The organism is Microbacterium insulae, from assembly GCF_042677065.1.
GTDB classification, from domain to species: domain Bacteria; phylum Actinomycetota; class Actinomycetes; order Actinomycetales; family Microbacteriaceae; genus Microbacterium; species Microbacterium insulae.
On sequence record NZ_JBHTII010000001.1, the window covers coordinates 501,438 to 519,045 of the forward strand.

Below are 17,608 nucleotides of genomic sequence, written 5' to 3' on the forward strand. Positions count from 1 at the left end.
CTCGGCGCCGGGCCGTCGCACTCCGTCCGAAGTCACGCCGACTTCGGTTCGCTTCCCGCACTCGTAAACTGAAATGTGGCGAAAATGACCATCGAGACGACGACGAACGTGTCGGGAGTGAGCCAGCTCTTCCAGCTTCTGCGCGACGGAGTGCCGCGCACGCGCGCCGAGCTTGCAAAGTCGACGGGGCTCGCGCGGTCCACGATCGCCGCCCGGGTCGACGAGCTCATGCGGATGGGCTTGGTGACGCCGATCGCCGAGACGGTATCGACCGGCGGGCGCCCGCCATCGCAGTTCGCTCTCAACCCGGCTGCGCGCCTGGTGCTCGCCGCCGACGTCGGCGCGTCCCACGCCACGCTCGCCGTGACCGACCTCGCCGGCACCATCCTCGCCCAGCACAGCGAGCCCCTCGACGTCACCCTCGGCCCCGAGCCGGTGCTGACCTGGCTCGTCGAGCACGCCGGCTCGCTGCTCGACCGCCTCGACCGATCGAGGGGCGATGTCGCCGCGATCGGGGTGGGGATCCCCGGTCCCGTCGAGCACTCGACGGGCCGGCCCGTGAACCCGCCGATCATGCCGGGGTGGGATCGCTTCGACGTTCCCGGCTGGGTCCAGCAGCATCTCGACGTGCCGGTCCTCGTCGACAACGACGTCAACATCATGGCGCTCGGCGAGCGCGCGCTCGCGTACCCGGGCGTCGAGCACCTCATGTTCGTCAAGGTCGCCACCGGCATCGGCGCGGGAGTGATCTCCGGCGGCGCACTGCAGCGCGGCGCGCAGGGCATCGCCGGTGACATCGGCCACGTGCGCGTCGCGCGAGGAGCCGGCGTCCCCTGCCACTGCGGCAATCAGGGATGCCTCGAAGCCCTCGCCTCCGGGCCGGCGATCGCCCGCTCCTTGCGCGCGCAGGGCGTCGACGCCGAGAACGGCAACGACGTCGTGGATCTGGTCAAGCGCGGCAACATCGACGCCATCCAGGCGGTGCGTCAGGCCGGACGCGACATCGGCGAGGTGCTGACGACGTGCGTCAGCCTGATCAATCCGTCCGTGATCGCCATAGGCGGGTCGATGGCCCGCGTCGGCGAGCACCTCATCGCGGGCGTCCGTGAGGTCGTGTACACGCGCTCGATCCCGTTGGCCACCGAGCATCTCGCGATCGTGCAATCCGCGGCCGCGTCGAACGCCGCCGTGCTGGGGGCGAGCATGCTCGCGATCGAGTACGCCCTCTCCCCCGAGACGCTCACGTCGCTGGTGTCCGCCTAGGTCCTCGCCCGCGGCGGCGGTCCCGCGTCACAGCGGCTTGCCTCCCGTCACCGGGAGCACCGCGCCCGAGACGTACGACGCGGCCTCCGAGGCGAGGTAGACGTACGCGCCGGCGAGTTCGGCCGGCTGCCCGGGCCGCCCGAGGGGAGTGTCGGTGCCGAAGGTCGCGATGCGCTCGGCCTCCCACCCCGTGGCGGGGATGAGGGGCGTCCAGATCGGTCCGGGCGCCACGGCGTTCACCCGCACGCCCTGGGGGCCCAGCTCCTCGGCGAGCGCCTTGACGAACGCGACCTGCGCAGCCTTGGTCATGGCGTAGTCGATGAGGCCGTGCGAGGGATTGAAGGCCTGCACCGACGACGTGACGATGATCGAGCTGCCGGGCTCGAGCTTCGGGACCGCCCGGCGGGCGGTGAACAGCAGCCCGTACAGGTTCGTCTTGAAGACCCGGTCGAACTCCTCGGTCTCCAGCGACGCCAGCGAGTCGCGATCCTTCTGGTACGCCGCATTGAGGACGACGATGTCGAGGCCGCCGAGCGCGTCGACCGCGTCGTCCACGATGGAGGTGGCGAACGCCTCGTCGCGCACGTCCCCGGCGAAGGAGACGCCCGTGACGCCGGCATCCTTCACGAGGGCGACCGTGTCGTCGGCATCCACCTGCTCTTCCGGAAGATGGGCGATCGCGACGTGGGCGCCCTCGCGGGCGAAGGCGATCGCGACGGCCCGCCCGATTCCGGAGTCGCCGCCGGTGATGAGCGCGCGCCTTCCGGTGAGCCGCCCCGCGCCGACATATGTCTCCTCGCCGTGATCGGGCTCGGGACGCATCTCGTCGGTGAGCCCCGGCTGGTCCTGCTCCTGGCCGGGGAAGCCGCCCTCCGGGTGCTTGTCGCGGGGGTCGATCCGAGTGTCAGTCATCGCACGCTCCTTGTCGGTGTCCTCTGAACGTAAGGAGAGGTGCGTGTCCGCGGGAAGGGGGTTGACGCCGTCGGCCGATGACGCGCCCGAGGACTCCGCTGTAAACGTCGCGGCCGGAGATGTCAAGGGTGTCGGCGTCTGCGCCGAACCGACGCAAGCTGAGGGGGTGGCTGAGGAGGCGCCCATGGAACCCACTCATCGAGGAGAGTTGAAACTGCGCCGGATCTCGCCGAGCGAGTCGCTCATCCATGACCTCGACTACCCGCTGGACGACTCGCGCAGCGTCATCGCCCGGATCTTCGACACGGACGACGACCTCATCGAGGTCGTCTGGCTGCGCGGCATCAGTCTTCCCTCTCAGTATCTGTGCGTCGACGACGTTCTCGACGACTTCCGTCGCCACCGCGAGGCCGGGCTGCGGTCCCGCCGACCCGAGGAGATCCCCCACCTTCCTCCGTTCAGCGGACGGACTCTCGGATAGGCCCGTCAGTTCAGCGCCCGAAGGCGTTCGAGCAGCGGCTCGCGCCGGTCCCACGCCATGTGAGGCGACCGGACTCCGTCCATGGCGTACCGCGTCGGCACCTCCGGCTGGAGCTACGACCACTGGAAGGGTGCGCTCTACCCGCCAGGGCTCCCCGTGGGGCAGCGCCTGGCGCGGTACGTCGAGGAGTTCGACAGCGTCGAGCTCAACGCGAGCTTCTACCGCTGGCCCGGCGCCACCCGATTCCGTATGTGGCACGACCGCCTTCCGAACGGGTTCGCGATGGCTGTGAAGGCGCCCCGAGGGCTCACCCACGCGAAGCGGCTGTACGCCCCCGAGCTGTGGATCGAGCGGATCGTGGAAGGGTGGCGCGCGCTGGGCGACCGCCAGTGCGCCCTTCTCGTTCAGCTGCCGCCCACGATGCAGCGCGACGACGAACGTCTGGACTACTTCCTCCGGGCGATTCCCGACGGCCTCCGCGTCGCGGTCGAGTTCCGGCATCCCTCCTGGAATGAAGAGGACGTGTACTCTCTGCTCGAGCGACGTCGTGCATCGTACGTGGTGATGAGCGGATCCGGGCTCGACTGCATCCTCCGCGCGACCACCGACTTCGTCTACGTGCGACTGCACGGGCCGAGCGCACAGCACCTGTATGCCGGCTCGTACTCCGATGACGACATGACGTGGTGGGCGGAGCGCTGCCGAGAATGGCACGCGCAGGGGCGAGACGTCTTCGTCTACTTCAACAATGACGGAGAGGGACACGCGGTCCGCAACGCCTGGACGCTCCGGCGGATGCTCGGGCTCTGAAGCCGCGGGGTCTACGGCGCGCTGACGCCGTCAACGGGCCGGCGAGAAGTCGCGGCGTCTTCCGCGATTCGACAGCACCGCCGCCCGGCGCGCGCGGGCGACGCGCACCCAGCGGCGCGGGGGGAAGTCGTGCGGCCAATGGATGATGACGGTACGGATGCCGCAGCCCATCCGCCTCGCGAAGGATCCACCGTCGCGGAACGGACGTATCGACATCCCCATCCCCAATCCGCGCCGGTAGCGGATCCGGTGCGCGGATCCGACGTGGAAGGACAGGTCCAGGTCGTCGTGCAGCTCGCGGTCGTGACGGTGCACACGGTCCCGGACGCTGAGCCACACCTCGCGGCGCACTCCGAGGTTCGAGCCGAACAGCGGAGGATGCCCGAGGGCGAGCCAGGTCGTCGCCGCGTATGCAACGAGATAGCTTCCGGCGAGCGGCCCGCGCAGCCATCGGGGACCGTCCACGAACCTCGCGTCTCCGGTGACCGCCCCGGCATTCTCGTCGGCCGTGAACGCATCCACCATGCGCTCGATCCACTGTGGGGACGGGCGGCAATCGGCGTCGAGGCGCAGCAGCAGGTCCCCGGTGGCGGCGTCGTACCCGGTGGCGCTGGCGGCGGGGATGCCGGGCTCGGGGCAGAAGACGACGCGTGCTCCCGCTGCGCGCGCGACAGAGGCGGTCTCGTCTCGTGAAGCATTGTCGACCACGAGGATCTCGTCGGCGGGACGGGTCTGGCGGGCGAGCGCGTCGAGGCATCCGGCGAGCATCCGCGCGTCATCCCGCACGGGGAGGACGACCGAGACGTTCGGGACGCCGGCCATGGCGTCCGTCAGTTCAGCGCCCGCAGGCGTTCGAGCAGCGGCTCGGCGACCTCGGCGAGGAATCGCTCCTGCTGCTCGTCGCCGATCTGCACGATCGCGACGTCCGTGAATCCGGCCTCGACGAAGGGCCGCGCGCTCTCGGCCAGCGCGCCGAGGTCCGGTCCGCAGGCGATCGACTCGGCGACGTCATCGGTCCGCACGAAGCGGCTGGCGGCTTCGAATCCGGCGGGAGTGGGCAGGTCGGCGTTCACCGGCCAGCCGCCGCCGAACCAGCGGAACTGGTCGTGGGCGCGCTCGACCGCGGTCTCGAGGTCGGGATCCCACGAGATGGGGATCTGCCCGATCTTGCGGGAGGACCCCTCGTGCGCGGCATCCCATCCCGTCACGAGCTCCACCTCGGGCTCGACGGCGATCATGTGGTCGCCGAGCGGTGCGAACCGTTCGATCGATTCGCCACCCGACACCGCGATCCCGATCGGGATGCCCTCGTCCGGCACGTCCCACACGCGCGCCGAGTCGACGCGGAAGTACTCGCCATCGAACGTCACGAGCTCGCCCGTATGGAGCTCGCGGATGATCTCCACCGCCTCCTCGAGCATGCTCTGGCGTGTGTCGACCGACGGCCATCCCTCCCCCACGACGTGCTCGTTGAGGCTCTCGCCCGACCCCAGCCCGAGCGTGAACCGGCCCTCCGAGAGCAGCTGCAGGGTCGCGGACTTCTGCGCGACCACCGCGGGGTGGTACCGCATCGTGGGGCACGTGACGTACGTCATGAGGTCGACGCGCGAGGTCGCCTGCGCGACGGCGCCGAGGACGGCCCACGCGTAAGGGGCGTGCCCCTGGCTGGTGAGCCAGGGCGAGTAGTGGTCGCTGGACACTTCGAAGTCGAACCCCGCGTCCTCCGCCGCCTGGGCGTACCGGACGAGCTCGCGGGGACCGCTCTGCTCGGTCATGAGGGTGTAGCCGAAACGGACCATGCTTTCCTCGCTCTCGTGTGCGCGACTGCCGCCACCCTTCGAGCCTGCGGGCACGGGCGTCCGGAGCGCACGGGCTTGACAGCCCCGCGGCATCGCCGCTATCCGGAAGCAACGCCGGCGAGACCGGGGCTCACGCCGAAACCGGGGACCCCGCCCCCGCATTCGGCGCCGATCCCTTGTCTCGACGTCAGCAACGGGGCGCCCGGGACGGGAACCGGCGGTCAGGCGAGGAGGGCGGAGACCGGGACGACGCGCGCGTAGCCCGAGGCGAGGGCGGCCATGAAGGCCGCGTGCACGTCAGCGCCGCCGACGCGCGTGCCGTCGAATTCCAGGTCGGGTGCGGCGCACGCGTCCGCGCCGACGGTCACGCGGTAACCGAGGTCGACCGCGGCCCGCACGGTCGCGTCGACGCACATGCTGCTCATCATCCCGACGACGACGAGATCGGATGCCGCGGCATCCCCGAGGAGGTCCTGCAGGCCCGTCTCGAGAAAGGCGTTCGGGAAGGTCTTGTGCACGACGGGCTCGCCGCCGCTCTCCGCCACCCGGGGGTCGGGCTCGCCTCCCGGCGTCCCGGGCACGAGCATCGTCGCGCCCTCCTCGCGACTCTCGTGCCGCACGTGGACGATCCGGCCACCCGCGCAGCGGACGGCGGCGAGCAGCTCCGCCGCGCGGTCGGCGGCCGCGTCGGCGCCCACCAGCGGGTACGCCCCGCCGGGGAAGTAGTCGCGCTGGATGTCGATGATCACGAGCGTGGGAGGGGTGGCGACGTCGGTCATGCGTCGAGCCGCTCGACGAGTGCTCCGGGCGCGAGGTCGAGCATCGCCTCGACGGACCGAAGCAGGAGCCGCGTCCGCTCGGTGGCGTCCTGCCACGCGACGAGCGAGTGGGCGTTGAGCCCGTCGACCATGCCGAGGATCTGCCCCGCCACCGTGAGGGGGTCGTCGCACCGCAGGGCTCCCCCCGCGCGACCGCGCTCGATGACGCCCGCGAGGAACCCGCGCCAGGCATCCATCTGCTCCCGCACGCATCGGGCGAGCACGTCGTTGCGCCCGCCGAGCGACCAGCTCTGCACCCAGATCAGCGTGACGTCGGCTCGGCGTTCGTCGAGCAGGCTCACGAGCACCGCGGTGAGTGCGCCGGCGGGATCGGGGGTGCGATCGGCGAGCTCCGCCACCTCGGCGAGCTCTTCTCCGACGATCGCGGTGAAGGTGTCGCCCACGAGGGCGTCCATGCTCGGCGCGTAGTGGGCGACGAGGGCGGGCGCGACACCGATCTCGGTGGCGACGGCCCGGAGCGTCACCGCGCTGAGCCCTGCCTCGCGGGCGAGTGACTGCGCGGCTGCGGCGATCTGCTCGACGCGCTCCGAGGCGGATCTGCGGGTGACTGTTGACGGCATCACCGTCGATTCTGTACCGTGATCCCGAATTGATCAAGTGATCAACAACTCACGAGAGGAAGATCCATGGCTTGGCGGATGCCTGCGGAGACCGCTCCCCACGACCGCACCTGGATGGCGTTCCCGCGCGCCGGGCAGACACTCGGCGACGAGGTCGCCGAGCAGGAGGAGTGCTACGCCGCATGGACGGCGACGGCCCACGCGATCGCGGAGTTCGAGCCCGTGTCGATGGTGGTCGACCCGACCGAGATCGAGCGGGCCCGGCGCATGCTGTCCGGCGACATCGAGATCGTCGAGGCGCCGCTGGACGAGTTCTGGATGCGCGACTTCGGTCCGACCTTCGTCCTCGACGACGAGCGCCCCGGCGTCCTCGGCGCCGTGGACTGGACCTTCAACGGCTGGGGCGCGCCCGAGTGGGCCGAGTGGCGCATCTCGGCCGAGATCGGCCGCTTCGTGGCGGCCGAGGTCGGCGCGGAGCTCGTCAGCTCGGTGCTCGTGAACGAGGGCGGCGGCATCCACGTCGACGGAGAGGGCACCGTGCTGCTCACCGAGACGGTGCAGCTCGACCCGCGGCGCAACCCCTACGCCGACCGCGCGCGCGTAGAGGCCGAACTCGCCCGCACCATCGGTTCGACGAAGGCGATCTGGCTGCCGCGCGGACTGACCCGCGACTACGACGACTTCGGCACGAACGGCCACGTCGACATCGTCGCCACCATCCCCTCGCCCGGCAGGCTGCTCCTCCACCACCAGGCCGACGCCGCTCACCCCGATCACGCCGTCACACGCGAGCTGCGCGACCTGCTCGCGCGCGAGGTCGACGCCGCGGGTCGCCCGTTCGAGATCATCGACGTCCCCGCTCCCGCGACCCTGCGCGACCACGAGGGCTTCGTCGACTGGAGCTACATCAACCACCTCGTCGTCAACGGCGGCGTCATCGCGTGCGGATTCGGCGAGGACGAAGCGGATGCCGCGGCCCGCGGCATCCTGTCCGACGCGTATCCGGGACGCCGCGTGGTGACCGTCGACGCACGGCCGATCTTCGCGCGAGGCGGAGGCATCCACTGCATCACGCAGCAGCAGCCGACGGTGGTGGCGGGATGATCGACGTGGTGGAGCGCAGCATCGCCGAGCTGCGTGCGGCACTCGAGTCCGGCGAGGCGACGGCGGTGGGCCTGGTCCGCGCCTACCTCGCGCGGATCGCGGCGTACGACGGCCCCGACACAGCGACCGCGCTGAACGCCGTGGTCGTGGCGAATCCGGACGCGATCGCGGAGGCCGAGGCATCCGATGCCCGCCGTGCCGCCGGCACGACTCTCGGCCCCCTCGACGGCATCCCCTACACCGCGAAGGACAGCTACCTCGTGCGAGGACTGACCGCGGCCGCGGGGAGCCCCGCGTTCGCCGATCTCGTGGCTCAGCGTGACGCGTTCACGATCGAACGGCTCCGTGAGGCCGGTGCCGTCTGCCTCGGCCTCACGAACATGCCGCCGATGGCCAACGGCGGCATGCAGCGCGGTCTCTACGGGCGCGCGGAAAGCCCCTACAACGCGGAGTGGCTGACCGCCCCCTTCGCCTCGGGCTCGTCGAACGGGTCGGGCACGGCGACGGCCGCGAGCTTCGCCGCCTTCGGACTGGGCGAGGAGACATGGTCGAGCGGGCGGGGACCCGCCTCGAACAACGGCCTGTGCGCCTACACCCCCTCGCGCGGAGTCATCTCGGTGCGCGGCAACTGGCCGCTCGTGCCGACGATGGACGTCGTCGTCCCCCACACCCGCACCATGGCCGACCTGCTCGAGGTGCTCGACGTGATCGTGGCGGACGATGTCGAGACGCGCGGCGACTTCTGGCGGGCTCAGCCGTGGGTGGAGCTCCCCGCTGCCACCGACGTGCGCCCGGCCTCGTACCGGGCGCTCGCCGAGGAGCCCGCGGGGTCCGTGCTGGCCGGCCGACGCGTCGGGATTCCGCGGATGTACATCAACGCCGATCCGGATGCCGGTACGTCCGAGCATCCGGGCATCGGCGGGCCGACCGGGCAGCGCATCGAGACCCGCCCGTCGGTGATCGCCCTGTGGGAGGACGCGCGTCGCGACCTGGAGGCTCACGGCGCGACCGTCGTCGAGGTGGACTTCCCGGTGATCTCCAACTACGAGGGCGACCGACCGGGAGCGCCGACCATCCTCTCGCGCGGGCTGGTCACACCCGAGTACCTCAGGCGCGAGATCGTGGATCTGTCCGCCTGGGCATGGGACGACTTTCTGCGCGCGAACGGCGACCCCGCGCTTCCGACGCTCGCCCATGTCGACGGGTCGCAGATCTTCCCCCACCCGAAGGGCGCGCTGCCCGACCGCTACACGGATTTCGACGACGACATCGCCGAGTACCCGGAGCACGTGCGGAACCACCCGGTGGAGAGCTTCGCGGAGATCCCCGAGCTCGAGGCGGGACTCCGCGGGCTCGAGGAGACCCGCCGTGTCGACCTCGAGGAGTGGATGGACCGGCACGGTCTCGACGCTGTCGTCTTCCCGGCCGTCGCCGACGTCGGCCGCGCCGACATGGACGTCAACCCCCACTCGGCGGATCTCGGCTGGCGCAACGGCGTCTGGATCGCCAACGGCAACCTGGCGATGCGGCACCTCGGCATCCCCTCGGTCACCGTGCCGATGGGCATCATGTCCGACATCGGGATGCCGGTCGGTCTGACCTTCGCGGGGCGGGCGTACGACGACACGCGGTTGCTGCGACTCGCCGCCGCGTTCGAGGCGACGGGTGCACGGCGCCCGGCGCCGCCGCGCACCCCGCCCCTGGCGGACTGAGACCCCTCGGGGTCGTGCCGGTCACATGCGCGCGTAGCGCGCGCGGGCGAAGCAGAAGAGGCCGTAGAGCACCAGGCCCCCACCGACGACCCACAGGATGACGGCGCCCAGCGGAAGCGCGGCGAGGGTGTGGAGGGCGGCGTCGAGGCCTCCGGCCGCCTCCGGATCCTGTGTGAAGGCGGCAACACCGAAGAGGATGCCGGTCACGGCGACCGCGATGCCCTTGGCGACATAGCCGACGACCCCGAAGGCGACGATCCCCTTCCCCGCCGGGTCCGGAGGAAGATCGAGCTTCTTCTCGAAGCTCCGCGCGAATCCGCGGACGATGAAGGCGACGCCGATGGCGAGCACGACGAGCGCGACGAGGATCAGCAGCGCCACTCCCCCGGGGGTGGAGAGCAGCTGTGCGCTGAGCGTCGTCGTGGACTGCGATGAGTCCGAGCGGCCCCCGAGGGCGTAGACGAGCGCGGTGACGGCGATCGCGAGGTAGGCGACGGCGGTGCCGACGTACTTGACGCGGTGGCCCCACTTCTTCTTCGCGTCGGGGTCCCGTTCGATCACGGCTTCGGCGATCTGCCAGAAGGCGAGCGCGGCGAGGCCGAGCGCGATCACCCAAAGAAGCAGCACGCCGAGCGGAGCCTCGCGGATCTGCGCCATCGCGCCGCCCTGATCGGCGTTCTCCCCGCCTCCGAAGGTGATCGAGATCGCGAGTGCGCCGATCACGATGTGCACGATGCCGAGGACCGCGTAGCCGATGCGGGCGATCGTGCGGAAGACGGTTGAGTCCTGCACGGCACGTGCCGCGGACTTTGCGTTGGTCATGCGGGAACTGTAGCCGCGGCGACGATCACCCGCAGGGGTCTTGATTTCTCGAAGGATTGCGGCGTTCGGCTCACCCGGAAGCGACGGTCCGAGCGGCGAGCGCTCTCCGATCGCGGAACGCCTCGACCGCTACCCACACGAGGGTTGCGACAGCGATCCCCTCGAGCAGCCCGGCGATCACGTCGCTCAGCCAGTGGGCGTGAAGATAGCAGCGGCACCACATCATGTAGAGCACCCACACGATCCCCGCGGCCCAGACCCACCAGCGTCGCAGCAGGAGCCCGAGCGTCAGCGCGACCGTGGTCGCGACGGCGGTGTGACCCGAGGGGAACGACGTCGGCACCGACTCGGCGAGCGAGTCCGCCGGCCGCACGCGCGCGATGACCGCCGCCATCGGTGCTCCGATCGCGACGACGGTCACGATGGCTGCGGCGAGCGTGAGCGCATCCCACGGCCTCCTGCGGGCGATGAACGCGACGACGAGCGCGATGCCGATGACGATCATGCCGAGTGTGCCGCCGACGATCGCCGGGATCCACGCGAGCACGATGCCCACGTCGGTGCGGGTGGCGAGCATGAGGTCGTGGAACCAGACATCGATGGGCAGCGGCTGGTGGCCGCCGAGGGCGACGACCGTGCGCAGCACCACGAAGCACACCGTCGCCGCGACGCCGACGACGAGCGCAACGGCGCGGCGGGCGTCGACCTCGGCCGGCGCGTCTCGCGCCTCCTCGGCGATCGTCGCGTCGGTCACGATATGCCCGCGGTGCGACGACGACTCATGAAGCGATCGTGCCAGCCTGCCGGATCGCCGGCCCGCTCTTGACGCGACCGGTGTCGGTGTCGCAGTGCGTACGGAGGTAGGTGCGCATCGTCCGCTCGGTGACGCCGAGCTCGAGGGCGACCACGGCCGGGTCGTCGGTGACGGTCGCGAGCTCACGCAGGCGTCTCGGCCGGATCAGCCGACGCGCGGCGAGGCGGTCGGCGCGGTCCTCCTCGTGGGCTCCGGCGCCGAGGTCGCCGTGCTCGAAGTGGACGATCTCGTGGGCGATCGCGCATCGCTCGACGGACGTGAGCAGACCCGTTCTCACGAACATCGCGCGGTGGACGTGGGAGTAGCACGCCACCATCGCCGGGTCGGGCAGGTCGTCTCGGAAGATGATCGGGATGCCGAGGCCCGCCGCGTGCTCCCACGGGTCGTAGTCGCGAGCATCTGCTTCGTCGTCGAACCCGTCGACACCGTACATTCGCGTCGCGTCGCGCGGGCCGACGCACCTCGGTGCGATGGCCATCTCTGATTCCTAGCTCTCCCCGCGCGCGGGGTCGATGGGTGTGTTGTCCGTGGATGCCGCCAGCGGAACGTCGTCGAAGGAGATCGTCTGCAGATCTTCGCCGCTGCCGGCGACATCGCCGCCGGAGAGTCTCGCCATCTGTCCGAGGCGAGCCCGGTCGGGATGTGCGACGGCCGCGTCGGAGAGGATGCCGATGGCGTCGGAGACGGCGGCGGCGCGATGGTCGGGGTCGATGCGCCTGATCACCGGGGCGAGCATCTTGGTGTACGGGCGGACGTCGAGATCGTCGTCGCCGTCGACGTCGACCCCCAGCGCCCGCATGAGGGCGATGATCTTCTCGGCTTGGGGCGCGCTCTTCCCCTGAACGATGTTGCGGATGGTCCGCGCGGTGACTCCCGACGCCTCGGCGATCTCCTTCTGCTGCAGGTCGCTTCGCGCCACCAGCTCGCGCAGCGCGCGTGCATAGGCGAGCCGCTGCTGATGGGAGGCCTTCTCGATCGCGTATCGAGTGAGAGGCAGGTCTTTCCGCTCTTCGGTGGATGCCATGGCGGCAACGGTAGCAGTCTTTCCCTTATCCGCGGGATTGAAGAAGAAGTTATCCACATCTTCCGCAATCCTGTGGTCATGGTTCGGAAAAAGCCATAGCCTCTTTCCCATCATGAATGACGCATCCGGACAGGTCCTCCGCACTCTGCGGGAGCGCACGGGGCTCACGGCGCGCGAGGTCGCCCGTCGCGCGAAGGTCTCCGAGTCCTACCTGTCGCGGGTCGAGGCAGGAAGAGCGACTCCCAGCGACGCGTGGCTCGGATTCGTCGCCTCGGTGCTGTCCGACGCACTCCTCGAACAATCCGGTGGGCCCGACACCCCCCAGCATCCCCCCGACACGAAAGGAACCCACCCCCGATGAAGACCCATCAACGTCGCGCACTCGTCGCGAGTATCGCCTCGCTCGCGCTGCTCCTCCCTGTGTTGCCGGCGCATGCCGCCGACTCGGATGCCGAACCGAACGCCGTTGCCGCCGAGGTCGCTCAGGCTGCTCCGACCGACATCTCGGCCGCCGACCTCGACGCCACTCCGGGCGGGCTGGCAGCGCAACTCGACGGCGGCGGCGCCACGCACCTCGGCGCTGACGCCTCGACAGGCGTCGCGGTGACCGCCGCCGACGGAACCGACGTCGTCTCCTTCACGCTGCCGGGCGCGAGCCGCCTCGAGGACGCCGTGGTCGCCGACGACGGGTCGGTGACGTGGGTCGGAGACGCGAGCACGCCGTCCATCAACGTCGTTGCGGCCGAGGATGCGATCCGCGTGGCCACGGTCATCGAGAGCGCGTCCCAGGGTCAGCGCTTTTCATACGACTTCGGACCCGGCGCCACCGTGGAGCTGCAGGAGGACGGCAGCGCGATCGCGTACGTGAGCGAGCAGGTCACCGATCCCGAGACCGGCGAGACGCTCGACGGGGAGAAGATCATCGCCACCATCGCGGCGCCGTGGGCGAAGGACGCGAATGGGGTCGACGTGCCCACTCGCTACGCCGCGTCCGGATCGGTCCTGACGCAGGTCGTCTCCCACCGGAAGGGGGCATTCACCTACCCGGTGGTCGCCGATCCGACCTTCGACCGCCCGAACTTCGTTCAGTGGCGAGTTCGATTCAATCGAGCCGAGACGGCGACAATCGCGTCCGGCGGAGCGGGGGTCATCGCATCCCTCGGCTGCGGCGCGATGGCTGCGGTGTGCGCGGTCGCCGGCGGCGTGATCTGGTGGAACGCGAGCGTTGCACAGAACTCGAGCCCCAAGCGCTGCGTGCAGATCACCGCTACCTATCCTTATGTGATCCCGGGAATGTACTGGTGGGTAGATACCTATCGTGGAGGACCCTGCCGATGAAGCAGCCCCGCAGCTGGTTCGGAACGATCACGAGGCCGTGGACGCACCTCGTCGCGACGATCGCGGTCTTCCTGATCATCGCCGTCGCGACGGTGGTGTCCGTCAACAATCCGGAGTGGTCGGTGGCCCTGTTCATCCTCGCGCTCGTACCCGGCCTCGGCTGGTACGCCTGGATGATGAGCGCGTACTACCGATCACGACACGGCGGCCCGACCTCCGCGCCGTGAGTCGCATGACGATGGCTGCGTGAGCCTGAGCCCGAGAGGGGGTGTCCCGGATGGCAGGTCCGGGGCACCCCTCGTCGATCAGGGGTCGGAACCCAAGGAAGTGGGAGAGTGATGTCATGTTCGGCGATCAACTGCTGATGCTGTTGACCATCTGGGGCTCGATTGCGGTCGTCGCAGCGGCGGGAATCGTCGCCGTCGTGTCGAGCATCGTGACGCGGCGAAAGGCGGCGAAGTCGCCGCGGAACACATCAAAGTCCTGACTCACCCCACGCACGCCAGGCGGTGTCAACCGGGTGGGCGACGGCACAGGGTCGTCGTACGTTCGAATGCCAGGACGGAAGGACCGACATGGACCGCGACACCACCCTGAACCCCGCGGACGACGAGGCAACACCCAAGGCGGGCGGACTCGGAGACGACGGCACGATCCCGCCCGACCCCGACGGCGTCGCCGCGGGGCATACGGGCGAGCCCTCGACCTTCGAGCCCGAGGAGGACGATCAAGCCGAGCCCGAGATCTGACGTCAGCCGGACGAGCCGACGGACCGAACGGCTTCGCCGGGCGCGCCGTCGCTGAGTTGCGATGCCTGCCGCCTCAGGAAATCGGCGTACCCGCCCGGGGTCCGTCCCACGTATCGGCCGGAAGTGATCACCTCGGCGCTGTCGTCGCCGAGGATGACAGCGCCGCGTGCCCGGCACCGGGCGACGAGGTCTACGTCTTCGTGCTCTCCGAGTTCGGCGAATCCACCGGCATCCAGGTATGTCTGCGCGCGCAGCCCGAGGTTCGCGCCGTGCACGTTCGCGTTCTTCCGGCCGGGAGCGTGCGTCGACAGCCAATGACGCTGCTGCAACGCGGGAAGCTCGTCGAAGTCCGGGCGCACCGTTCCCGTGTACACGTCGGCGACCTCGGCGACGGCGCGCTGCCGGGTGAGCCAACGGCTCGGAACGCGTGAGTCCGCATCGGTGTTCGCGATCCAGATGCGCGCGTCGTCGACATCGTCGAGAGCGTCGAGCGCAGCGGCGACGCCCCGTCGCCGCGCGGCTCCCACTCTGACGGCGCTGCACTCGACGAGCGGGAAGGCGAAGCGGGCGGCGATCTCGCCGGATGCGTCGGTGCAGGCATCCAGCACGATCCTGACTTCGCAACGGAGGCGCGCAGCCTCCGCGACGTCGACCGCCGCGGTGAGCGCGGTCAGGGTGCGAGCCAGCAGACGTTCCTCGTTGCGGACGGGGACCACCACCGCCACGGCGTCGATCCGCGGGCGGATCATGCCAGGCCTTCCCGTTGCGCCACCGATTCCCGGGCTGCCGGCGCGAAGACCTCGAGACGGAAGTCGTGTTCCCGGTGCGAGACCAGCGTCCTCCACGAGGGGTCTTCCGAGAGGATGTCGTGCACGTCATCGCCGCTGAGCGGATAGTCGCGCACGGGATGCCGCCAGTGGCATGCGACCACACACCCCTGGTCGGTGAGCGACCCCGCGACGCGCTCGCGGAGATTCCTCAGGTCCGCCGAGCTCAGGTAATAGCCCACTTCCGACAGGACGATGGTGTCGAACTCGCCCTCGGGCCAGTCGCCGGGTGCCGCCCCGACCCGCACGGTCACGCGAGGGTCAGTACCGACCCGCTCCTGCGCACGTCTCACGGCGGCATGCGCAGCATCCATCGCCAAGACGGAGTCCGCACGTGCCGCGAGCCGCTCCGTGAGGACGCCGGTGGCGCAGCCCACCTCGAGAACAGCGCCGAGCGACCGGTCCGGCAGCGACGCGAGGAGGATCTCCCGCTTGCGCTCCTCATACCAGCGCGACTCGAATCCCCACGGATCGTCGCCGTTGCGCGCATAGAAGGCGTCGAAATAGGCAGCGTCGAGACTGCCCTTGTCCCGCTCGGCGAGCCGTTCCTCCCCCAGCACGAAGACCTCGACGTCGCGTTCGAAGTGCGACACCATGCGCGCGTGAAGGAGAGTCTCGTCCCCCGGCTGGTCCGAGAGCGGCGCGATCTGCGTGGTGTGGGACGCGATGGCGCGCCTCTTGGCCGCGGTCTCCCACCCGTCGAGCCGCACGGCTCGCGAGAGCGCCCAGGGCAGATCGTCCGCGGTCCCCCAGTGCCAGGCCCAGATGGGGTAGTGAGCCCTACGGATACCGCGGGGATCGCAGACCGCATCGCATGCCTCTGCGGTGATGCGATGGTCGCGATGCCCGTCGCCCGACCACGGCGCGACCACCAGCATCCTGTCCGGCGCCGCCGATGCGCCCTCCACGATCCCCGCAAGAGCGTCGCGGAGGTTACCGCTGCGCTGTTCGAGCTGCCCGTCCGGAAGGCCCAGGAAGTGGATGTCGCTGCCCGGCGCCACGATCGACACGGCCCGTGCGGTCTCGATCCGTCGCCTCTCGGCGAGGTCTTCCGGCGAGGAGGTCGGCGAGGCGGGGTGCGACCCTTCGCCGTCCGTCGCGATCACGACGATGACCGGGATGCCGCGCCCCGCCGTCCGCGACATCAGGCCGGCCGCACCGAGAGTCTCGTCGTCGGGGTGGGCCGCGACGACGACGAGGAGGTCGATGTCGTCGTCCAGGAGTTCGATCGGGCGCCGGCGAAGCTCGTCTTGCCAGTGCTCCTCCGCCGTACCCGGATCGAGGTGGCTGAAGGGGCGGCTCATCGACCCGCCTCCGCGAGGGCGAGCCTTCCGAGTCGTGCGGCGTCGCGCAGCCCATGGTGCTGCCGGATGTAGAGGTGGAGGTCCGCCGCACGGCGCGCGTGTGCCTCGTCCGCGACGAGGGGCAGCGGGCCGAGCGCGGCATCGGCCTCGGCGAGCGCGGTGGTCGCGGCGTGCGCGGCGCTGTCTCGCACGCGCTGAGCGAGCAGGCGCGGGTCGACGGGAGCGCGGTCGTCGATGAGGTCGGCCGCTTCGCGGAGCACCGCGCGGGTCGCCCAGAGCGCGGTATCCACTCTTCCGAGGTGCACGAGGGCGACTTGGTCTGCGCGCTCGGTCGCCGCTGCTGCGGCGAGCGCATCGAGCAGGCCCACCGCCCCGCCCCACCAGCACGCCGCGACCGACATGCCGCCCCACGCGAAGCCCGGCCGGCTCAGGTACCAGCCGACTTCGCCTACCGGCACCGCCGCGGCGCCGTCGAAGTCGACGGGGGCGCTGACGACATCGGGAAGCCCTCGCGCGACCCAGGGCCCGTCATGGGCGGAGACGCCGTCCGCTCCGAGGGCGACGGCGAACAGGCGCCGCTCCTCCCCGACGAAGGCCGTCACGAGCGCGTGGCTGAGGTGCGCGGCGAGGGAGCACCACGGCTTGGTGCCGTGAAGGGTCCAGCCGGACGGGCCTTCGCGCGCATCGAGGCGCAGGCCCGCTCCCTCTGCGGCGAAGACCCCCCACGACGATCCGGCGCCGGCTCCGATCGAGCGCAGGTTCCACGGATCCCGACCCGCGCCGAAGTCGGTTCCGGCCTGGGCGACGATGCTGAGCGCGTCCAGGTGAGGTTCGAGCACTCGCGCGGTCGCGACATCCCGATACGCCGCCGCGGCGAGCAGCTCCCAGAGCGCCGCCGTGGAGCCTTCACCGACTCGGGGCGCGATGCGTCCTATGCCGACGCACCAGTCGATGAGCGCCGGGATGCTGTCGCCCCCGCCTGCGGCTTCGATTCCGGGATGGGCGCCGCGCGGTCGGCTCTCGTCACCCCACGCCGTGAGTGATACGCGGGCGGGCACATCCACTGAAGCCACAGAAACCTCCTGCGGCGACGCTAGACGCTCCGCGCGGCCGTGGCCCGGGGCTTGACAGCACAACTCGGAAGCCTGAGGAGACGCGGGCGGGACCGAGACAAGCGTCTCCTCGTCCGCGCCCGCGCAACGTGTACAGATGCGTTTCCCCTCGAGGTCGGAAACGAGCATTACTGAACG

General features: G+C 70.5%; 22 protein-coding genes. 9 read left to right on the forward strand and 13 right to left on the reverse strand.

Going from position 1 to position 17,608, the window contains the following annotated elements; all coding sequences use genetic code 11:
* Positions 1 to 84: 84 nt before the first annotated feature.
* A complete protein-coding gene (locus ACFQ0P_RS02325; RefSeq protein ID WP_204980110.1) occupies positions 85 to 1,263 on the forward strand; it encodes an ROK family transcriptional regulator in 1,179 nt (392 codons plus the stop codon).
* A gap of 27 nt (positions 1,264 to 1,290) precedes the next feature.
* Here ACFQ0P_RS02325 and ACFQ0P_RS02330 read toward each other — a convergent pair whose 3' ends face one another.
* On the reverse strand, positions 1,291 to 2,175 hold the full coding sequence (locus tag ACFQ0P_RS02330; protein WP_204980111.1) for an SDR family oxidoreductase: 885 nt from the start codon (positions 2,173 to 2,175) through the stop codon (positions 1,291 to 1,293).
* 184 nt (positions 2,176 to 2,359) lie between these two features.
* Between ACFQ0P_RS02330 and ACFQ0P_RS02335 the strand changes: the two genes are divergently transcribed.
* Positions 2,360 to 2,656, forward strand: a complete 297-nt coding sequence (locus ACFQ0P_RS02335) for a hypothetical protein (RefSeq protein WP_204980112.1) — start codon at positions 2,360 to 2,362, stop codon at positions 2,654 to 2,656.
* An 81-nt stretch (positions 2,657 to 2,737) separates the two neighbouring features.
* Positions 2,738 to 3,466 carry a DUF72 domain-containing protein gene (locus tag ACFQ0P_RS02340; RefSeq protein WP_204980113.1) on the forward strand — a complete coding sequence of 243 codons (729 nt, stop codon included), beginning with the start codon at positions 2,738 to 2,740 and terminating at the stop codon, positions 3,464 to 3,466.
* A 30-nt stretch (positions 3,467 to 3,496) separates the two neighbouring features.
* Here the strand turns inward: ACFQ0P_RS02340 and ACFQ0P_RS02345 are convergent, their stop codons facing one another.
* From ACFQ0P_RS02345 to ACFQ0P_RS02360, 4 genes are all read right to left on the reverse strand, one after another.
* Positions 3,497 to 4,288 (reverse strand): glycosyltransferase family 2 protein, encoded by a 792-nt coding sequence (locus tag ACFQ0P_RS02345; RefSeq protein ID WP_204980114.1) that lies wholly within the window; start codon positions 4,286 to 4,288, stop codon positions 3,497 to 3,499.
* Between the two features lie 8 nt (positions 4,289 to 4,296).
* The gene (locus ACFQ0P_RS02350; protein ID WP_204980115.1) at positions 4,297 to 5,265 is read right to left on the reverse strand and encodes an LLM class F420-dependent oxidoreductase; all 969 of its coding nucleotides are present in this window, start codon (positions 5,263 to 5,265) and stop codon (positions 4,297 to 4,299) included.
* 221 nt (positions 5,266 to 5,486) lie between these two features.
* Positions 5,487 to 6,044 (reverse strand): cysteine hydrolase family protein, encoded by a 558-nt coding sequence (locus ACFQ0P_RS02355; RefSeq protein ID WP_204980116.1) that lies wholly within the window; start codon positions 6,042 to 6,044, stop codon positions 5,487 to 5,489.
* Positions 6,041 to 6,664: a TetR/AcrR family transcriptional regulator gene (locus ACFQ0P_RS02360; protein ID WP_204980117.1), complete on the reverse strand. Its 624-nt coding sequence runs from the start codon at positions 6,662 to 6,664 to the stop codon at positions 6,041 to 6,043. The genes ACFQ0P_RS02355 and ACFQ0P_RS02360 overlap by 4 nt, the downstream gene beginning before the upstream one ends.
* Before the next feature lie 66 nt (positions 6,665 to 6,730).
* Here ACFQ0P_RS02360 and ACFQ0P_RS02365 point away from each other — a divergent pair, with 66 nt between their 5' ends.
* Both ACFQ0P_RS02365 and ACFQ0P_RS02370 read left to right on the forward strand, forming a co-directional pair.
* Positions 6,731 to 7,768, forward strand: a complete 1,038-nt coding sequence (locus ACFQ0P_RS02365; RefSeq protein WP_204980118.1) for an agmatine deiminase family protein — start codon at positions 6,731 to 6,733, stop codon at positions 7,766 to 7,768.
* Positions 7,765 to 9,480, forward strand: a complete 1,716-nt coding sequence (locus tag ACFQ0P_RS02370) for an amidase (RefSeq protein ID WP_204980119.1) — start codon at positions 7,765 to 7,767, stop codon at positions 9,478 to 9,480. The genes ACFQ0P_RS02365 and ACFQ0P_RS02370 overlap by 4 nt, the downstream gene beginning before the upstream one ends.
* A gap of 21 nt (positions 9,481 to 9,501) precedes the next feature.
* Here the strand turns inward: ACFQ0P_RS02370 and ACFQ0P_RS02375 are convergent, their stop codons facing one another.
* From ACFQ0P_RS02375 to ACFQ0P_RS02390, 4 genes are all read right to left on the reverse strand, one after another.
* On the reverse strand, positions 9,502 to 10,302 hold the full coding sequence (locus ACFQ0P_RS02375; RefSeq protein ID WP_204980120.1) for a DUF1206 domain-containing protein: 801 nt from the start codon (positions 10,300 to 10,302) through the stop codon (positions 9,502 to 9,504).
* A 70-nt stretch (positions 10,303 to 10,372) separates the two neighbouring features.
* Entirely contained in the window at positions 10,373 to 11,056 is a 684-nt protein-coding gene (locus tag ACFQ0P_RS02380) for a phosphatase PAP2 family protein (protein WP_204980121.1), read from the reverse strand.
* A gap of 25 nt (positions 11,057 to 11,081) precedes the next feature.
* Positions 11,082 to 11,594, reverse strand: coding sequence for a hypothetical protein (locus ACFQ0P_RS02385; protein WP_204980122.1), 513 nt, complete (start codon positions 11,592 to 11,594; stop codon positions 11,082 to 11,084).
* 9 nt (positions 11,595 to 11,603) lie between these two features.
* Positions 11,604 to 12,254: a helix-turn-helix domain-containing protein gene (locus tag ACFQ0P_RS02390; RefSeq protein ID WP_378771226.1), complete on the reverse strand. Its 651-nt coding sequence runs from the start codon at positions 12,252 to 12,254 to the stop codon at positions 11,604 to 11,606.
* Between ACFQ0P_RS02390 and ACFQ0P_RS02395 the strand changes: the two genes are divergently transcribed.
* Genes ACFQ0P_RS02395 through ACFQ0P_RS02405 form a run of 3 tightly spaced genes read left to right on the forward strand, consistent with a single transcriptional unit; the run spans position 12,253 to position 13,705 of the window.
* The gene (locus ACFQ0P_RS02395) at positions 12,253 to 12,501 is read left to right on the forward strand and encodes a helix-turn-helix domain-containing protein (protein WP_204980124.1); all 249 of its coding nucleotides are present in this window, start codon (positions 12,253 to 12,255) and stop codon (positions 12,499 to 12,501) included. The two genes, ACFQ0P_RS02390 and ACFQ0P_RS02395, sit on opposite strands and share 2 nt — an antisense overlap.
* Positions 12,498 to 13,478, forward strand: coding sequence for a hypothetical protein (locus ACFQ0P_RS02400; protein ID WP_204980125.1), 981 nt, complete (start codon positions 12,498 to 12,500; stop codon positions 13,476 to 13,478). Before ACFQ0P_RS02395 ends, ACFQ0P_RS02400 begins: the two co-directional genes overlap by 4 nt.
* Positions 13,475 to 13,705, forward strand: a complete 231-nt coding sequence (locus tag ACFQ0P_RS02405) for a hypothetical protein (RefSeq protein WP_204980126.1) — start codon at positions 13,475 to 13,477, stop codon at positions 13,703 to 13,705. Before ACFQ0P_RS02400 ends, ACFQ0P_RS02405 begins: the two co-directional genes overlap by 4 nt.
* Positions 13,706 to 13,832: 127 nt before the next feature.
* On the opposite strand, the gene ACFQ0P_RS02410 is transcribed toward ACFQ0P_RS02405, so the two are convergent.
* Positions 13,833 to 14,012 (reverse strand): hypothetical protein, encoded by a 180-nt coding sequence (locus tag ACFQ0P_RS02410; protein WP_204980127.1) that lies wholly within the window; start codon positions 14,010 to 14,012, stop codon positions 13,833 to 13,835.
* 41 nt (positions 14,013 to 14,053) lie between these two features.
* Here ACFQ0P_RS02410 and ACFQ0P_RS02415 point away from each other — a divergent pair, with 41 nt between their 5' ends.
* Complete coding sequence (locus ACFQ0P_RS02415) at positions 14,054 to 14,227, forward strand: hypothetical protein (protein ID WP_204980128.1); 174 nt, start codon at positions 14,054 to 14,056, stop codon at positions 14,225 to 14,227.
* Positions 14,228 to 14,229: 2 nt separating this feature from the next.
* On the opposite strand, the gene ACFQ0P_RS02420 is transcribed toward ACFQ0P_RS02415, so the two are convergent.
* From ACFQ0P_RS02420 to ACFQ0P_RS02430, 3 genes are read right to left on the reverse strand one after another with little or no spacing between them, the layout of a single operon-like run.
* Positions 14,230 to 14,976: a glycosyltransferase gene (locus ACFQ0P_RS02420; RefSeq protein ID WP_204980129.1), complete on the reverse strand. Its 747-nt coding sequence runs from the start codon at positions 14,974 to 14,976 to the stop codon at positions 14,230 to 14,232.
* On the reverse strand, positions 14,973 to 16,358 hold the full coding sequence (locus ACFQ0P_RS02425; protein ID WP_204980130.1) for a bifunctional PIG-L family deacetylase/class I SAM-dependent methyltransferase: 1,386 nt from the start codon (positions 16,356 to 16,358) through the stop codon (positions 14,973 to 14,975). The genes ACFQ0P_RS02420 and ACFQ0P_RS02425 overlap by 4 nt, the downstream gene beginning before the upstream one ends.
* On the reverse strand, positions 16,355 to 17,431 hold the full coding sequence (locus ACFQ0P_RS02430) for an acyl-CoA dehydrogenase (protein ID WP_204980131.1): 1,077 nt from the start codon (positions 17,429 to 17,431) through the stop codon (positions 16,355 to 16,357). The genes ACFQ0P_RS02425 and ACFQ0P_RS02430 overlap by 4 nt, the downstream gene beginning before the upstream one ends.
* Between the last annotated feature and the right edge of the window lie 177 nt (positions 17,432 to 17,608).

Excerpts from the sequence above, each read along its gene's own strand:
- ACFQ0P_RS02385 (WP_204980122.1), bottom strand. The coding sequence starts at position 11,594 with ATGGCCATCGCACCGAGGTGCGTCGGCCCGCGCGACGCGACGCGAATG.
- ACFQ0P_RS02340 (WP_204980113.1), top strand. The coding sequence starts at position 2,738 with ATGGCGTACCGCGTCGGCACCTCCGGCTGGAGCTACGACCACTGGAAG.
- ACFQ0P_RS02390 (WP_378771226.1), bottom strand. The coding sequence starts at position 12,254 with ATGATGGGAAAGAGGCTATGGCTTTTTCCGAACCATGACCACAGGATT.
- ACFQ0P_RS02335 (WP_204980112.1), top strand. The coding sequence starts at position 2,360 with ATGGAACCCACTCATCGAGGAGAGTTGAAACTGCGCCGGATCTCGCCG.
- ACFQ0P_RS02355 (WP_204980116.1), bottom strand. The coding sequence starts at position 6,044 with ATGACCGACGTCGCCACCCCTCCCACGCTCGTGATCATCGACATCCAG.
- ACFQ0P_RS02330 (WP_204980111.1), bottom strand. The coding sequence starts at position 2,175 with ATGACTGACACTCGGATCGACCCCCGCGACAAGCACCCGGAGGGCGGC.
- ACFQ0P_RS02370 (WP_204980119.1), top strand. The coding sequence starts at position 7,765 with ATGATCGACGTGGTGGAGCGCAGCATCGCCGAGCTGCGTGCGGCACTC.
- ACFQ0P_RS02425 (WP_204980130.1), bottom strand. The coding sequence starts at position 16,358 with ATGAGCCGCCCCTTCAGCCACCTCGATCCGGGTACGGCGGAGGAGCAC.
- ACFQ0P_RS02405 (WP_204980126.1), top strand. The coding sequence starts at position 13,475 with ATGAAGCAGCCCCGCAGCTGGTTCGGAACGATCACGAGGCCGTGGACG.
- ACFQ0P_RS02365 (WP_204980118.1), top strand. The coding sequence starts at position 6,731 with ATGGCTTGGCGGATGCCTGCGGAGACCGCTCCCCACGACCGCACCTGG.
- ACFQ0P_RS02395 (WP_204980124.1), top strand. The coding sequence starts at position 12,253 with ATGAATGACGCATCCGGACAGGTCCTCCGCACTCTGCGGGAGCGCACG.
- ACFQ0P_RS02400 (WP_204980125.1), top strand. The coding sequence starts at position 12,498 with ATGAAGACCCATCAACGTCGCGCACTCGTCGCGAGTATCGCCTCGCTC.
- ACFQ0P_RS02360 (WP_204980117.1), bottom strand. The coding sequence starts at position 6,664 with ATGCCGTCAACAGTCACCCGCAGATCCGCCTCGGAGCGCGTCGAGCAG.
- ACFQ0P_RS02325 (WP_204980110.1), top strand. The coding sequence starts at position 85 with ATGACCATCGAGACGACGACGAACGTGTCGGGAGTGAGCCAGCTCTTC.
- ACFQ0P_RS02420 (WP_204980129.1), bottom strand. The coding sequence starts at position 14,976 with ATGATCCGCCCGCGGATCGACGCCGTGGCGGTGGTGGTCCCCGTCCGC.
- ACFQ0P_RS02350 (WP_204980115.1), bottom strand. The coding sequence starts at position 5,265 with ATGGTCCGTTTCGGCTACACCCTCATGACCGAGCAGAGCGGTCCCCGC.
- ACFQ0P_RS02375 (WP_204980120.1), bottom strand. The coding sequence starts at position 10,302 with ATGACCAACGCAAAGTCCGCGGCACGTGCCGTGCAGGACTCAACCGTC.
- ACFQ0P_RS02415 (WP_204980128.1), top strand. The coding sequence starts at position 14,054 with ATGGACCGCGACACCACCCTGAACCCCGCGGACGACGAGGCAACACCC.
- ACFQ0P_RS02345 (WP_204980114.1), bottom strand. The coding sequence starts at position 4,288 with ATGGCCGGCGTCCCGAACGTCTCGGTCGTCCTCCCCGTGCGGGATGAC.